Consider the following 16,171-nt stretch of genomic DNA (forward strand, 5'->3'; position numbering starts at 1 on the left):
GTACCGAACAATCCATTTGGATATCAATTGGCGATATAAAATCCCTGCCAATAGGATTCGCTATATTTTAAATTAATAAAAACAAGAGATTAACAAGGTTCTCTGTTTGGGTGTTACTGCGTAATTTACTGGTAAAAATGAGATAATATGACACACTACTATTAGTGCGGATTAACCTTCAGGCTCTTATCGTGATTCACGCATTAAGCTAAATAAAAAAATAGATTGTCATAAAACAGTTGGTTGTAATAAACGATAGATTGTCATAAAACAATAGGTTGTAATAAAAAATGGGTTTAAATCATGACGACACTCAGTGAACAGGCTCCACCTCTGTTACATGACACCAAGCTTGAACAGCAGATTTTAAGACGTTCAATTTTTTGCACTTTGTTTATCGCCATTATGGGGATTGTTTTTGGTATCGTATGCGGTTCGATGTCGATTATTTTCGATGGTATGTTCTCTGCTTTAGATGCTGGAATGTGCAGTTTATCGCTATTGGTTTCCCGATTACTCGGTCAGCCGCACAGTCGGCGCTTTCAATACGGTTTCTGGCATGTGGAACCATTGGTTCTGGCTTTCAATGGCAGCTTGCTGGCCTTTCTTTGTCTTTACGCATTCGTCAATGCTATTAAGGGGATTTTCGACGGCGGCAGGGAGTTGGAGTTGGGGTGGGCGATTGTTTATGCATTAGTGGTCAGTATTTTCTGTTTCACCCTCTTTTTAAAACAACGTCGTTTAAATAAACGAGTTAAATCCGAGCTAATTGCATTGGATACCAAAAGCTGGTTAATGTCGGCCTGCATCAGTTCTGCGTTATTAGTAGCCTTCTTGCTTTCATGGTGTATGGAAGGTACCCGCTATGCGCATTTGATTGTTTATACCGACCCCGCTGTATTGGCCTTGTTAACCCTGATCTTAATACCTGTGCCAATAAAAACAGTCATTTCGGCAGTTCGTGAAGTATTACAAATGACGCCAGACAATCTGGATAATGCCATTGAGAGCTTAATGGATAAGTTAATGGCGAAATATAAATTTATTGATTACTCCCACTATGCTACCCGCATGGGGCGGGGGTTGTTTATCGAGATTCATGTGGTTATTCCACCAGAGATGGAGACGAGTGGTGTCAGTTATTTTGACCAATTACGCGATGAAATAGCCAAAGAAATTGGCGAGTCCGGCCCTCATCGGTGGCTAACCATCTCCTTTACCCGCGATGCCAAGTGGTTATAGCATCAACATCAATAGCGGGTATGGCGGCGTGTAAATAAATTAACCAAGGTAATGATTCTTATGAACAAGATGATTATTAAGCGCCAGGTAAAACTAAACGCTATTGATACGCCGCCAAGGTTTGATGCTGTTACTAAGGTAGCCATTAATGATGAAACCATCGAATATCGCAAAGCTAAAGTTATTAGTAATATGCGCCGTGCCGCTATCGATTATTTATTGGTGTATGCGGACAAAGAGCATGGGGGTAACTTTGAATATCTGGCGGGGTTTATTCCCCGTTTTGAAGAAGCGGCTATGGTGTTACATGCCTCAGGCGAGGTCTATTTATTATTAGGTAACGAGAATTTAAAGTTATCTGACTATGGCAGAGTCAGAAATACCGCGATTCATGTTCCCTATTTTTCATTGCCAAATCAACCAATGGACAACAGTAAAACGCTTACTGAATTATTGGCAGCAACCGGGATTCAGCAGGCTAAAAAGATTGGGGTTGCAGGATGGAAACTGTTTACCAGTAAGCTGGACGATAACAGTCAGCTATTTGATATTCCGCATTTTATTTTGGATGCGATTAAAAAGTCTGCTTCACCCGTAGCAACGATTATTAACGCCACCAGTCTATTTATTGGCAGTGATATTGCAGCTAGAGTGACCAATAATGCTAATGAATTGGCGCACTATGAATATGGCGCTAATTTGGCGTCGAATTGTATTCTTAATGCATTGGCGGCGGTTGATATCGGCATAACAGAAAAGCAACTGGGCAGTTATCTGGCAGATGAAGGCCAACCGAACAGTGTTGTGATAATTGCTGCGACTGGCGCCAGATTTGAACAGGCAAATTTATATCCCAGTGATAAAGCGGTACAACTCGGCGATAAAATATCATTGACCACCGGGTTTAAAGGCGGTTTGAGCAGTAGAACCGGCTATGCGGTTCATCATGCAGATGAACTACCGCGCGCGGAAAGAGATTATCTTGATAAGGTTGCGCTACCTTATTACACAACAGTCGTCGCTTGGCTGGAAAATATTCGTATTGGTATGCCAGGGAAAGAGATGTACGCATTAGTGGAAACTGTTTTCCCAAAATCACAATACCATTGGTCGCTAAATCCCGGCCATTTAGTTGCTGATGAAGAGTGGTTGTGCTCTCCCATTTATAGCGATTCTGAAGAGATAATTCGCAGTGGGATGATATTCCAAATCGATATCATTCCTTCGGTAAAAGGTTATGCCGGAGTGAGTGCTGAGGAGTGTATTGCACTGGCTGATCAGCATTTACGTAATGCGCTCGCTGCACAGTATCCTGATGTTTGGCAAAGAATACAAAAACGTCGTAGTTATCTCAGCGATATCCTGAATATCCATCTCAGCGAAGAGGTGCTACCGATGTCTAACACAGTTGGCTATCTGCGGCCATTCCTGCTGGATAAATACAGTGCATTGCAATGTATTGATGAGTAACAGCACGAATAACCTAGGGTTTAGGGTATTTATTTAAGGGGCTAATAGCCCCTTTTAGTGGCATCAAGCTTTTATTGCCGCAGCCACTTAGCGCCAGATTTAAGCTCTTGCTGAGATTTCGTGCAAAACTGGAGGCGATACTCTTGCCATCTTGTGGCATAATGCGCGCCGAATCACATTTTCTATAATTCTTGAATATCCCTATTCAGTAATCCAATCGAGAGCGAGCTCTGTGCTAAGTACTAACAATATCACCATGCAATTCGGCAGCAAGCCGCTGTTTGAAAACATTTCAGTAAAATTCGGTGGCGGTAATCGCTATGGTCTGATCGGCGCTAATGGCTGTGGTAAATCCACCTTCATGAAAATCCTTGGCGGTGATTTAGTTCCTAGCGGCGGTAACGTATTCCTTGACCCGAATGAGCGTCTGGGTAAGTTACGTCAGGACCAATTCGCCTTTGAAAACAACACAGTGCTGGACACCGTTATTATGGGTCATGGCGAGCTGTGGGAAGTAAAAGAAGAGCGCGACCGCATCTACGCTATGGCTGAAATGAGCGAAGCAGACGGCTATAAAGTGGCTGATCTGGAAGTTGCCTATGGTGAAATGGATGGTTACAGCGCAGAAGCCCGTGCCGGTGAATTATTGCTTGGTGTAGGTATTCCGGTTGAACAACATTATGGGTTGATGAGCGAAATCGCTCCTGGCTTTAAATTGCGTGTATTGCTGGCGCAAGCCCTGTTCTCAGACCCGGAAATTTTGCTCCTCGACGAACCGACCAACAACCTGGATATCGATACTATCCGCTGGTTGGAACAAGTGCTGAACGAACGTAGCAGCACCATGATTATTATTTCCCATGACCGTCACTTCCTGAACATGGTGTGTACCCACATGGCGGATCTGGATTATGGCGAACTGCGTGTTTATCCGGGTAACTATGACGAATACATGACGGCGGCGACGCAAGCTCGTGATCGTCTGTTGTCAGATAACGCCAAGAAAAAGGCCCAGATCTCTGAGCTGCAATCTTTCGTTAGCCGCTTTAGTGCCAACGCCTCTAAATCTAAACAGGCGACGTCTCGCGCCCGTCAGATTGATAAAATTCAGCTTGATGAAGTGAAAGCATCTAGCCGCCAGAACCCGTTTATCCGCTTTGATCAGGATAAAAAGCTGTTCCGTAATGCGCTGGAAGTTGAACTGTTGACCAAAGGTTTTGATGACGGCCCGCTGTTTAAAAAACTGGATTTGCGCCTGGAAGTGGGTGAAAAAGTGGCTATCCTCGGGCCAAACGGTATCGGTAAATCGACTTTGCTGAAAACCTTGGTAGGGGATTATGAGCCGGATTCTGGCACCGTGAAATGGTCTGAAAACAGTAAGATCGGTTACTACGCGCAGGATCATGCCAGCGACTTTGAAATCGATCTGACGGTATTTGACTGGATGAGTCAGTGGAAACAGGAAAAAGACGACGAGCAGGCTGTGCGCAGTGTGCTGGGCCGTTTACTGTTTAGCCAGGATGATATTAAGAAGAAAGTACAGGTCTTGTCTGGTGGTGAGAAAGGGCGGATGTTGTTTGGTAAGCTGATGATGCAGCGTCCTAACATCATGGTAATGGATGAGCCAACCAACCATTTGGATATGGAATCGATTGAAGCGCTGAACATGGCATTGGAAATGTACGAAGGCACGCTAATCTTCGTTTCCCATGACCGTGAGTTCGTCAGTTCTTTAGCGACCCGAGTGATTGAAATGACACCAGGCAAGCTGATCGACTTTACCGGTAACTACGAAGACTATCTGCGTAGCCAGGGTATTCAGTCCTGATTAATTGATGGTGTGTTGATAAGAGAGCTGATGCATTGCATCAGCTTTTTTTTTTGCGCTAAATAGGCGGCTAATCTTTGCCACAGACTTCACAGTGGACATCTTTGGCAAGCTTCATGGTCCGAAACTCTGCCGTTGCGGCGTCATACATCAATATGCGCCCAGATATCACCTGACCATAATCAGCTAACAGCTTTATGGTTTCCATCGCTTGTAAATTACCAATAATCCCCACCAGGGGCGACATTACCCCGGCTTCAACACAGGTCAGTGCATTGTCACCGAATAACCGACTGAGGCAGCGATAGCAGGGTTGGTTTGGCTGATAAGTGAAAACACTGATTTGCCCCTCCATGCGAATTGCTGCACCTGAAACCAATGGTTTACGTTGTGCATGACACAGGCGATTGAGTTGCTCGCGGCTGGTGACATTATCAGTACAATCCAGCACCAACTGATGTTCAGCAATGGTTGCCGCGAGTTGTTGGTCATCTAACTGACCATCAATGGATTTCAGTGCCAAATGGGGGTTCATTTCAGACAGCGTCAATGCCGCAGAGGCCACTTTTGACATTCCGATACGATTATCGCGATGCAAAACCTGCCGCTGCAGGTTGGAAAGCGAAACCGTATCAAAATCCAGCAGGGTAAGGTGGCCCACGCCTGCGGCTGCCAGATATTGTGCAGCTGCGCATCCTAGCCCCCCTAATCCAACGATTAACACCTTGGCAGCATTCAGTTTTTCCTGACCGTCAAAATCAAAACCGCGCAGCACGATTTGCCGGTTATAACGCAGGGCTTGGGCATCGGTCAGTTCTGGCAGCATCTCAGCCTCCGCACAATTTACAATTCATTGTCCCAATAGCCCGTTAAACAGTTCGATTTCAACTGTTTCACCGATCGAGACTGAGCCGCGTTCTCGTTCCAGCACAATAAAGCAGTTACCTTGGCTGAACGAACTAAAGACGTGAGACCCTTGATGGCCGGTGGTACGTACTTCCAATTCACCGCTAGCATTGGTGGAGAAAATACCGCGTTGAAAATCTAAACGGCCGGGGGATTTCTTCAATTTTGTCGTCGCGACTGCGTTGAGGCGCAGTGGTGCACGCCACCCCGCATGGCCGGAGAGTTTAGCAATAAGGGGTTGTACCAACTGATAGAATGTTAGCGCAGCCGAGACTGGATTACCCGGTAAGCCACAGAACCAGGCGTTATCCAATTTGCCGAAAGCAAAAGGTTTGCCGGGTTTTATCGCCAACTTCCAGAAACCGATATCGCCTAACTCTTCCAGCATCTGTTTGGTGTAATCCGCTTCACCCACCGAGACACCACCACTGCTGATAACAAGGTCAGCGGCGGTATCGGCTTGTTCAAATGCGGTGCGCAAGGCGCGTTGATCGTCACGGATCACGCCAAGGTCAACTATCTGGCAGCCTAACTGTTGCAGCATTAACCGTACTGCAAAACGATTGGTATCGTAAATCTGCCCTTCGCCCAAGGGCTGCCCGACTGGTTGCAATTCATCTCCGGTGGAGAAAATAGCCACTTTTAGTGAGCGAAATACTGCAATCTCTGCAATGCCTAATGAGGCGAGTAGCGGCAATTGCGCCGCACCTAATTTTACCCCTGCGGGGAAAACGGCAGCACCTTGTTGGATATCTTCGCCCGGCAAGCGGATATTTTGCCCAACCTGCACCTGGCCATTGAATATGACACCTTGTTCACTGGTCACGGCTTGTTCTTGCATGATGACGGCATCGGCTCCCTCAGGGATTGGGGCACCGGTCATGATACGCACGCAAGTATTGGCCGGCCACTCACCTTTAAACGGCGCACCAGCAAAAGCTTTACCAGCCACCGGCAGCGGTAATGTGCTGCTAAGCTCATTACAACGCACAGCATATCCGTCCATGGCTGAATTGGCGAAGGGGGGCACAGCAATCGGTGATGTAATTGCACTGGCGGTGATACGTCCCGCCGCTTCGGTCAATGCGATGATTTCTGTTGCCTGCAATGGCGTAACCTGCGACAGCATTTTAGTCAGAGCTTGTTCGAGAGAGAGTAAATCCGAGGTATTACTGTGATCCATGCTGGACTCCGTGGTCAGTGTGCACCGTTAGCTAGAGGTAATTATGGGTGCTGAGCTACCATCAAATAATGAAACCATTATGGCAGAGATTGTCAGGTGGGTGAATGGATGGCGGCGCAAAGAGACGATAGACTGATACTACCTTGATCAGTGCTATTATTTTCATGGGTATAAACCTTCGGCAGGCAACACAGGGGTGTGACATGGAGTATCAATCGATTCTGGACTTTTGGTTTAACGAGATGGACCCGGCGTTGTGGTTCAAAAAGGATGAGGACTTTGATGCTCTGCTACGCAAACGGTTTGGCCCGGTTTGGCAAGCGGCATCAAAGGGGGAATTGGCCGACTGGCGGTTTAAAATTGAAGGGCGTTTGGCGGAAATATTGATACTGGATCAATTTAGCAGAAACCTGTTCCGTGATTTACCTGCGTCATTTTCTTGTGACGGGATGGCGCTGGTGTTAGCGCAGGAAGCAATCAGCAGTGGTCAGACGAAACAATTATCTGATATTCAACGCGGCTTTCTATATCTTCCTTTTATGCATTCCGAATCGGCGCTTATTCATAAACAGGCATTAGAACTCTTTACCGAATTGGGTAATGACAATCAGCTTGATTATGAGTTACGCCATAAAGCGATTATTGATCGCTTTGGCCGCTACCCACACCGCAATCATATCCTTGGGCGAGTCTCAAGTGCAGAGGAACAGGCTTTTCTTCTCCAGCCCGATTCTGCTTTCTAGGCGGAAAAGGGCAGACGAATACAGGGTCAGCAACATCGCTGTGCTGGCCACTTATCGTCACTTTTACTACGTACTGTTCCCGTTTGTTTCTGTCGTTCAGCTCACAAAAAAGCCTTCACCAAATAGTCGACTTAACATATTTATGCCATTGACATCACACAGAAAATTGAGGTTTTTCCTAAACTACTCTCTGCGCTATAACTCTCATTGAAACGATAATGTTACCAATATATAACAATCTAACAATATAAAAATGAGAGTTCAGTGTCTGTGATTTCTCGGTTCTGAGCTTATATGGCATGGACGTTTAACAATATGGCAGACGCATCATTATGGTTGAAACAACTTCATTAGACACTACTGTGGTAGAAGGTCAGGGAACATCAGCACGTCTGACAGATAAAGCAGATACCCGGCAACGGATACGAGCCATTGTTGGGGCCTCTTCTGGGAATTTGGTAGAATGGTTTGATTTCTATATTTACTCTTTTTGCGCGCTCTATTTTGCCCCGCTTTTTTTCCCCAGTGATAATCCAACCACCCAATTAGTGCAGACTGCCGGTGTTTTTGCTGCTGGTTTTTTGATGCGCCCGATTGGCGGCTGGTTATTTGGTTATATTGCTGACAAACATGGCCGCAAGTTATCCATGTTGATTTCGGTCTATATGATGTGTGCCGGCTCGCTGATGATTGCCTGCCTGCCAACCTATGCGTCAATTGGTAGCCTGGCACCGGTCTTACTGTTAGTCGCCCGTTTATTCCAGGGGTTATCTGTTGGGGGCGAATATGGCACCAGTGCCACCTATATGAGTGAAGTCGCAGTGAAAGGGCACAAAGGGTTTTATGCTTCGTTCCAATATGTCACATTAATTGGCGGCCAATTGCTGGCATTATTGGTGCTGGTTCTATTACAGCAAACACTTTCATCAGAGGTATTGCACAGTTGGGGCTGGCGTATTCCTTTTGTTCTGGGCGCACTGTTGGCAGTGGTTGCTCTTTACTTACGCCGTTCACTGAATGAAACCTCGGATGAGAAGAACCGTAATAAGAAGGATGCGGGCAGCTTGAAAGGGCTATGGAAGAACCGTCGCGCATTTATTATGGTACTAGGCTTCACCGCGGGTGGCTCTCTTTCTTTTTATACCTACACCACCTATATGCAAAAGTATTTAGTCAATACCGCCGGGATGGATGTGAAAACCGCCAGTCTGGTCATGACGGCGGCATTATTTATTTTTATGTTGGTACAACCTTTATTTGGTGCATTATCCGATCGCATTAGCCGCCGTACATCTATGCTAACGTTTGGTCTATTATCAATGCTATTAACGGTACCTATTCTGCATGCACTAAAAGGGGTAACCAGTCCATATATTGCGTTTATGCTGATTATTACCGCCCTGATTATTCTCAGTTTTTATACTTCTATTGGCGGGTTACTAAAAGCAGAGATGTTCCCACCAGAAGTCAGAGCTTTGGGTGTTGGCCTGTCTTATGCAGTTGCAAATGCCATGTTTGGTGGGAGTGCTGAATACGTGGCGCTGTCTCTCAAGTCTTTTGATATGGAAAACAGCTTCTTTTGGTACGTTTCGGCAATGTGCTTCGTCACCTTCCTGGTTTCATTGCGCCTGCACCGCAAAGGGCAAGAGGTTGAACTATAAAGGGCTAATGTAGTGTACAACTGAAGCCACAATAAGATGGCTTCAGTAACTATGGGCTAAATGATGCTTAATAGTGGCCAGTAATTTCCCTGTTCCACAACATGTATCATCATATCCTGCAGTATGTCTGCGATTAATAACTCTGTCGTGAGGGCAGCCGCCATGACAAATAGAAAACCACTCGCAATGTTGCATTTTTTCAGTCGCGTTTTTTTCCTCATTGATGGCTTGTTGATTATGCGATGAATGAGCTAAAAGATCCGCCAGGTTAGTATTTAACAAAGATCCATAGATGCTACCTTTATCACCCACATATTTGTCGCAGGGAGAGATGTCACCATTGGGTTCTAAGGTGATAATTTCCTGCGAGCAATTGCCAGACCAATAACATGCGGAAGGTTTATTTTTAGCATCTTTCAATACACGAATAAAATCATCAAAAACAGCAATATGTATCTTTCCCTGATAACCGTTTACCCAAATAGTAAACAGCTCTGATAGAAACTGGATAAATTCAGCATAACTGATAAATCCTTCGCCAACATACTGCCCTTTAACGAGTCTATTATCAGGAACTATATTAAGAAACTCAATGTGGGTTAATTCTATTGAGATAAAATAGTCCAACATCTCTTTCATGTCAGTTTGATAAACTTCTCGGTCAACAACAATAAGAGCACCATATGGAATATTATACTCTAGAAGTTTTTTTATTCCTTTGGCTATGCGATCAGATGTCTTTCTGCCTCGATAGTCTACCCGCCGTTTATCATTTACCGCTGGTACTCCATCAAGACTAATTCCGACATTCATGCCAATACCTTTAATAAATATTAACCACTCATTTGAGATGTTAACGACATTTGATTGCATGGTGTTGGTTATATATTGCTCTGGCCGCTTGAATTGTTGCTGCAACCAAATAAGCTTTTTAAAAAATGATGGCTTTAGTAGTGTTATTTCACCGCCATGCCAGACAAACTCAAATCTATTTACATTAGGAATGGCAAGGATCTGCCGTACTGTCCGGACGAGGGTATGAAATGACACCGTCTGATTGGGGCCTTCTGCCCATGAGTGGCAGTAGGTACAACGAAGATTACATAAACGGGTTGCCTTTAACACAACAACCAGTTTTTTTGCTTGAATAGCTTTCACTGAAATACTTTTTTTAATCTCTTCGTTGAATGTATCTAGCTCATCACTATCGAGTAATTTTTTTGCTGGTATTTTACCAATAAGATAAGATGATAGTGTTCTGTATTCACATGTATCGAGCTTTTCCAGTTCTTTGAGACCTATATCATTTATCTTAGTGCAATCAATGAATTTTACCGGAATTATATTATCCATAGTATATTCCTATTTGTTTATGTAAGTATTCCATCTCTCATGTTTATTATTCTGTTGCCATATGCAGAAGCTTCATCTGAATGTGTAACCATAATAATAGTTGTACCTTTTTGGTTTATATATTTTAATTGCTGTAATACAGAACGGGCATTTTTACTGTCTAAATTGCCAGTAGGCTCATCAGCCAAGAGCAATGCAGGGTTAGATACCATCGCTCTGGCGATGGCGACTCGTTGTTGTTGACCGCCTGAGAGTTGCATTGGTTTATGATTTTTCCGGTTATCAATATCGAACAGGTTTAAAATTTGGTTAACTTGTTCGGTACGTTCCTTTTTACCAATGCCCCGATATTTAAGTGGTAAGGCAACGTTATCAAAAATAGATAAGTGTGAAATGAGATTGAATGATTGAAATATATAACCTATTAATAATCGTCTTAATATTATTTTTTGTGAGTAGCTCATATCAATAATGTTTTTTTTCGCCAGTGTGAATGAACCATTATCAAGAGAGTCAAACAGACCGATGATATTAAGTAATGTGGATTTTCCTGAGCCTGATGGCCCCATAATAGAAACGAAATCACCTTTTTCAACGCTGAAGCTAAGATGATTAAGAACCTTGGTTTTAATTGTTTTGGTGGTATAACACTTTTCAGCATTTTGTATATTTAGCATGTTATTTGAACTCAATAATATCGTATTCACTATTGTTAGTTTCTGGGGGGGTGACAATGATTTCCCCAACCTTTATTCCTGCTATTATCTCTGTTTTCATCGGGCTTCGACGATCTATTTCTATTTTAGATTTAATAGCTAGATCATTTTCTGGCTGATATATATAGATGAAATTATTTCCATCATCATCGGAAATGATACTATCAGTTGGTACCATCAATGCAGAGCTGTTTTTTTCTTGTAGTGGGATTTGTATTTCAATAGATTGCCCTCTTTTAAGTAGGGAGGTAGTGTCATGTAGAGGGATCAGTTTTGCTTTGAATTTACCATTTTCAATAATAGTGGATACTGACTCAATAAGTAGTGGTGTATTTTGACCATTTATTGTTGCCAAGATTTGGCTTTGTGGCTTAATTTTATCGAGGTAATATTCACTGAAATAAACATTAAAATAATATGATTTAAGGTTGTCGATAATTGCAATTTTTTCGCCGGGTTTTATTTGTTGACCCAGTTCTACATCAAGGATAGATAAAACTCCATCAATGGGGGCTGTTATAACTAATTGTTCCATCCCGTTTTCTATGATATCCAGTATTCTCTCCAGTAATAATATAGAATCATCTATCCTCTTAAATTGTGAGGGGAATGATTCTTTATTTTTATTATCATGTTCTTTTAAAATTTCACTTTTTATTTGCCAGTTTTTTAACATGCCGACTTGGTTTTCCAGTTCGGATTTTGCAATCATTGATTTCATGTCGAGGATTTTATGCCTGGCTAAATCTCTCGATATAGTCGTTATTTGATGCTGAGCCTCTTGTAAATTAAGTTTTGTCTCTCTATTATCTTGTTCCAATTGTATTTTCATATTGCGTAGATTGCTTATTTGCTCGGTAATATTCACTATTCTGGATGTCGCTTCCAGCATAAAATCATAGTTAGATAAACGAATAATAACATCGCCTTTCTCGACAGTATCGAAAGCCTGTTTGGCGACTTCAGTGACTTTTCCTCCTCGTTCACTTGATACAATCATACTTTCTTTAGGTACCGCGATAGCTCGGGTTGTCAGCACATCCTGATACACTTCTGATTCAATAGTATGGAAAACAGCATTCTCTCGTGATATGAGTAAAGAGCGCTGAGCGGTAGATAAATAATAAATATAATAAAGACAAGCAATAACAACTAATAATACGCAAAAAATAATTAACTTAGCAGTTGTGTTTTTATTTTTTCTCTGCTCAATATTTATATCCATGATGTTATTTCTTCTTCTGACTATTTAGTGTATTACTATTGAAAATAAGTGTAATAGTCATAACGATAATTACGCATAAAATAAAAGTAATAAATGAACCTGTCGCATATACATAAGATAACCCTTTAATTACACTATATTGTGTCAGCCAATTATGCAATAACATAAAACCGAGAGGAAGTGATATTATTACTGCTATGACGATAGGTGTAATGTTCTGCTGTATAAAGAAAATAATATGCGTATAAATTGATCCGCCAATAGACTCCATTATTGCTAGTGTTTTTTCGAGCCGTTTGGTCTCTGAGGTGCTGATTATTATTGTGCTTATTAATACTAATATGACTGTAAATAATGTTACCGTGTTGATCGTGTTATACATAAGTATATTATTACTGAAATATTCTTGGTGTAACTTGCTGACTGATTTTATATGCTCAGTATTAACGTGATAGCGTTGTAATATTTTCTCTATTTTCCCGATGTCTTGAATGTTTTCAAGTTTGACAGCGCCATAGCGTTGGGGATTGTTTTGAATGAGAATAAGTAAGGGAGGCGCTGTCTCCTCTCTATCTGCCAGATAAAAGTCATCGATCACATTCAGTACCCTAACTGAATGTTGCGAGTTATTCTCATTAATATAAAAAATAGTATTCAGTATATGGTCATAGGACTGTTGTCCCATTAATGTCATAAACGATTTCGTGGCAATTGCATGGTAAATGTTGCTATTATCACTGGGTAATAATGGGCTTTTTTCCCCCGCTAGAATATTTACCCCCCAGGTATTAATAAAGTGCTCATTTACCTTTAGGATGTTAACTGTGGCTAGTTTGTCTTTTTCTTGCTGATTACTATGGAATACAGAAGTATTCTGCCGAGACATGTCAAATGGCCGCCAGTTACTTAACGAGATACTATTAACTCCAGCTGCATTCCTTAATTCATCTTGTAAATTGTTTATTGCGGTCTTTGATTTTAATTCGTCACTTAGCATAAATGTTATTACATTTTCTTTTTCATAACCAAAATTGTAATCTTTCATAAAATGCATCTGTGTCATTATACCCGCCCACAGGTATATGATGATACCTGCAATAATTATCTGCATGCAGAACATAATACGAGTCATATAGTGTGACTGTGATGATTGTGCAGCAATGCTGTGGCTATAGGTATTATTAGGCAAAGTCAGCGTCAGCAAAAAGAGGTAGTGGGCGAGTAAAATAGCTGCATAAGTTAGCGCCGTAGTAATAGATAACGCGGTTGAGAAGTCATAACTGCCATGAGTAAAGATAAGCTCTCTGGCACTATCGGAAAATTGCACGAGTGACATCAAAATAAAAAGAGCAACTAACAATACAAATGCAGTTTGGAATGTAGCAATAAAAAATGCTTCTGTGATTAGCTGGTAACGGGACGCGCCAACGGCTTTTTTTATATAGAAACTGTTTCTCTTCTTTGTATTTATCACATTGTTAATATTGAAGAAATTCATTGTCGTAGCAAAAAAAATAAATACACCTGAGGCGTATAAAATATTTAAGTATGAGTTTGAAACTACAGTGCTAATTTCATCAGGCAATGCATTGTCATAATGGATATCAGCAATATTACGTGCTGAAAGCTGAATGAATTCTTCTGGACTAAAAGGGGCTCCTGGAAGCTGTGGTGCGTGCTGAATAACGTGAGAGTTTAGTTGCTCTGGGGTGGGGCTGATCCCAGATTTCATCGTGATAAAAGCGTAGGCATGGGTATCATACCAATCATGTCTTTTATCGTGGTAGCCATCTAATATTTCAGGAGAGAATGCGATAACTGCAGTCGTTTTAAAACGGCTGGATGGATTAAATTCAACAACATCTTTAATAAGAAATTGGCCTTTATCACCTAACGTTATGACATGCCCTTGAGGATTATCCAGATGAAGATATTGTCGGTTAAACTCTGGGGTAATGATAATTTCATTCTGCGCCAGATAGAGATTTTTTTGTTGATAGGGATTCAATGTGTTAAAAAAATCGGTGCTAATTGCATAGATATCAATATTTGAATACGTCTTATCATTGATATGTAGGTTGGTGAAAATACGTGCGATGTAATCAATCTTTTTGATATCTTTATCATTTCTTAATACGGAAATAAGTGGGAATGGAACTTGTGCTGACTTCACTTCATCGCCGTTAGGTAGATTAAATGATGTTTCTATCCGATATATATCTTTATAGTTACTATTATGTTTTTCAATACAAGAGTCTGTTAAATAAAGAAGCAATACAAAAAATAGTGAGATCAATCCTATAGCCGTTATTAGTATTGCTAACATGCTTGATACTGGGCTTAGCTTCAGATCATTGAAAAATTCACTTGTTAGCATGGAAAACATCTCGCTGATTTTAATAAAATAGAGTGGTGATGTTATTTTTTTCTAAAATTCACCAAACGATAATGATTGTTATAATTAAGATGTTACTAATAGCATCTTAATTTGGTTTAATTAAAAGCACCATTGTTTGATTTATTGTTGTGTAAAACTTTTTGACCAATTCCAGGCGGTTATTTGGTTGTTGGAGTTGCTGCGTTTTAGATTTTCTATTTCATGGTCATTTATAGAAAATAAATTATTTTTAAATGATTGTTCTAACGACTCTAACTTAGCCTTTAATGCCATTAAGTGAGTGTTATTTATTCTTTCATTTGATTGATTCGACGTAAACATATAAATCTCCTTTTAAGTTTATTCCTTTCTTGTGCTGCTCACCCTCGGTGAGTATTGAGCTATTTATTTGTAATTCTTTTCTCCTATTTTATCAATGTTTTTTTCATCATGCTTTTTATAATAATTTATTAATTATGTTATTAAACTAAAGGATTATTAGTTATTGGCGTAACAATAGTAAGCTATATATCTTAAATAAAATAAAAAGCTCCCGAAGGAGCTTTAAGTTTTCTATTATTGTTGATCGGCTGAGTGATATCCGTTAGCGATGTAAGAATTTCGCATGGAAGCGTAGGTGATCTTCAATAAATGTGGCTATGGTGAAATAGCTATGGTCATAACCCGGCTGAATACGAAGTCTCAGTAGCCAATCGTGTTGCCGTGCCAATTCAGCTAATTTTGCCGGTTGTAACTGGTCTGCCAGAAACTGATCACTATCACCTTGATCTACCAGCATCGGCAGTTGGGTGTGGGCATGTGTAAGTAAGTGGCAACTATCATATTGCAACCACTGACTCTCATCGGTACCCAAATACGCAGTAAAGGCTTTGCGCCCCCAAGGCACCTGACACGGATTGACTATCGGCGCAAAGGCCGAAACTGATTGGTATTGCTGCGGGTTACGCAGTGCTAGCATCAATGCCCCGTGGCCCCCCATTGAATGGCCACAAATAGACTGACGGCCACTCACTTCGAAATGCTGGGCGATCAGCGCCGGTAACTCCTGGCTGATATAATCATACATCTGAAAATGTTTAGACCAGGGCGCTTGTGTTGCGTTGAGATAGAACCCCGCGCCTTGCCCTAAATCATAACCTTCGTCATTCGGCACATCATCGCCACGTGGGCTGGTATCCGGCATAACCAGTACCAGACCCAACTCAGCGGCTACCCGCTGCGCACCGGCTTTCAATGTAAAGTTTTCATCATTACAGGTCAGACCCGACAGCCAGTAAAGCACCGGTGGCGGGTTGTCATCCCGTAGGGGGGGCAGATAGATGCTGAAGGTCATATTGCAATTCAGGCTGCTGGCGGCGTGGCGATAGCGTTGCTGCCACCCGCCAAACATCCGGTGCTCTTCGAGAAGTTCAAGTGACGTATTCATGCGTTGCCTGCCTCCTTGCC

General features: G+C 41.9%; 13 protein-coding genes. 5 read left to right on the forward strand and 8 right to left on the reverse strand.

Features of this window, described 5'->3' with window-relative positions:
- Nucleotides 1-303: 303 nt before the first annotated feature.
- From Q2T71_RS05970 to Q2T71_RS05980, 3 genes are all read left to right on the forward strand, one after another.
- Entirely contained in the window at nucleotides 304-1,242 is a 939-nt protein-coding gene (locus Q2T71_RS05970) for a cation diffusion facilitator family transporter (RefSeq protein ID WP_372558427.1), read from the forward strand.
- 60 nt (nucleotides 1,243-1,302) lie between these two features.
- A complete protein-coding gene (locus Q2T71_RS05975; RefSeq protein ID WP_372558428.1) occupies nucleotides 1,303-2,712 on the forward strand; it encodes a M24 family metallopeptidase in 1,410 nt (469 codons plus the stop codon).
- A gap of 232 nt (nucleotides 2,713-2,944) precedes the next feature.
- Nucleotides 2,945-4,540, forward strand: coding sequence for an ABC-F family ATPase (locus Q2T71_RS05980; RefSeq protein ID WP_071843536.1), 1,596 nt, complete (start codon nucleotides 2,945-2,947; stop codon nucleotides 4,538-4,540).
- A 70-nt stretch (nucleotides 4,541-4,610) separates the two neighbouring features.
- On the opposite strand, the gene moeB is transcribed toward Q2T71_RS05980, so the two are convergent.
- Both moeB and moeA read right to left on the reverse strand, forming a co-directional pair.
- Nucleotides 4,611-5,366 carry a molybdopterin-synthase adenylyltransferase MoeB gene (gene moeB / locus Q2T71_RS05985; protein WP_372558429.1) on the reverse strand — a complete coding sequence of 252 codons (756 nt, stop codon included), beginning with the start codon at nucleotides 5,364-5,366 and terminating at the stop codon, nucleotides 4,611-4,613.
- A 24-nt stretch (nucleotides 5,367-5,390) separates the two neighbouring features.
- Nucleotides 5,391-6,629 carry a molybdopterin molybdotransferase MoeA gene (gene moeA / locus Q2T71_RS05990; protein WP_372558430.1) on the reverse strand — a complete coding sequence of 413 codons (1,239 nt, stop codon included), beginning with the start codon at nucleotides 6,627-6,629 and terminating at the stop codon, nucleotides 5,391-5,393.
- Between the two features lie 203 nt (nucleotides 6,630-6,832).
- On the opposite strand from moeA, the gene Q2T71_RS05995 reads away from it, so the two are divergent.
- Both Q2T71_RS05995 and Q2T71_RS06000 read left to right on the forward strand, forming a co-directional pair.
- Nucleotides 6,833-7,372 carry a DUF924 family protein gene (locus Q2T71_RS05995; RefSeq protein WP_372558431.1) on the forward strand — a complete coding sequence of 180 codons (540 nt, stop codon included), beginning with the start codon at nucleotides 6,833-6,835 and terminating at the stop codon, nucleotides 7,370-7,372.
- Between the two features lie 332 nt (nucleotides 7,373-7,704).
- Nucleotides 7,705-9,033: an MFS family transporter gene (locus Q2T71_RS06000; protein ID WP_083159411.1), complete on the forward strand. Its 1,329-nt coding sequence runs from the start codon at nucleotides 7,705-7,707 to the stop codon at nucleotides 9,031-9,033.
- A gap of 42 nt (nucleotides 9,034-9,075) precedes the next feature.
- Here Q2T71_RS06000 and darE read toward each other — a convergent pair whose 3' ends face one another.
- From darE to fghA, 6 genes are all read right to left on the reverse strand, one after another.
- A complete protein-coding gene (darE, locus tag Q2T71_RS06005) occupies nucleotides 9,076-10,386 on the reverse strand; it encodes a darobactin maturation radical SAM/SPASM protein DarE (protein ID WP_372558432.1) in 1,311 nt (436 codons plus the stop codon).
- 17 nt (nucleotides 10,387-10,403) lie between these two features.
- Complete coding sequence (gene darD, locus Q2T71_RS06010) at nucleotides 10,404-11,063, reverse strand: darobactin export ABC transporter ATP-binding protein (protein ID WP_372558433.1); 660 nt, start codon at nucleotides 11,061-11,063, stop codon at nucleotides 10,404-10,406.
- Nucleotide 11,064: 1 nt separating this feature from the next.
- Nucleotides 11,065-12,327 carry a darobactin export ABC transporter periplasmic adaptor subunit gene (darC, locus tag Q2T71_RS06015; RefSeq protein WP_372558434.1) on the reverse strand — a complete coding sequence of 421 codons (1,263 nt, stop codon included), beginning with the start codon at nucleotides 12,325-12,327 and terminating at the stop codon, nucleotides 11,065-11,067.
- A gap of 4 nt (nucleotides 12,328-12,331) precedes the next feature.
- Nucleotides 12,332-14,704, reverse strand: a complete 2,373-nt coding sequence (darB, locus tag Q2T71_RS06020) for a darobactin export ABC transporter permease subunit (protein WP_372558435.1) — start codon at nucleotides 14,702-14,704, stop codon at nucleotides 12,332-12,334.
- Between the two features lie 141 nt (nucleotides 14,705-14,845).
- Nucleotides 14,846-15,046, reverse strand: a complete 201-nt coding sequence (darA, locus tag Q2T71_RS06025) for a darobactin family peptide antibiotic (protein WP_372558436.1) — start codon at nucleotides 15,044-15,046, stop codon at nucleotides 14,846-14,848.
- 262 nt (nucleotides 15,047-15,308) lie between these two features.
- Nucleotides 15,309-16,151: an S-formylglutathione hydrolase gene (fghA, locus tag Q2T71_RS06030; RefSeq protein ID WP_372558437.1), complete on the reverse strand. Its 843-nt coding sequence runs from the start codon at nucleotides 16,149-16,151 to the stop codon at nucleotides 15,309-15,311.
- Nucleotides 16,152-16,171 lie beyond the last annotated feature (20 nt).

Source organism: Yersinia sp. 1652 StPb PI (genome assembly GCF_041538345.1).
In the GTDB taxonomy this organism is placed as follows: domain Bacteria; phylum Pseudomonadota; class Gammaproteobacteria; order Enterobacterales; family Enterobacteriaceae; genus Yersinia; species Yersinia enterocolitica_E.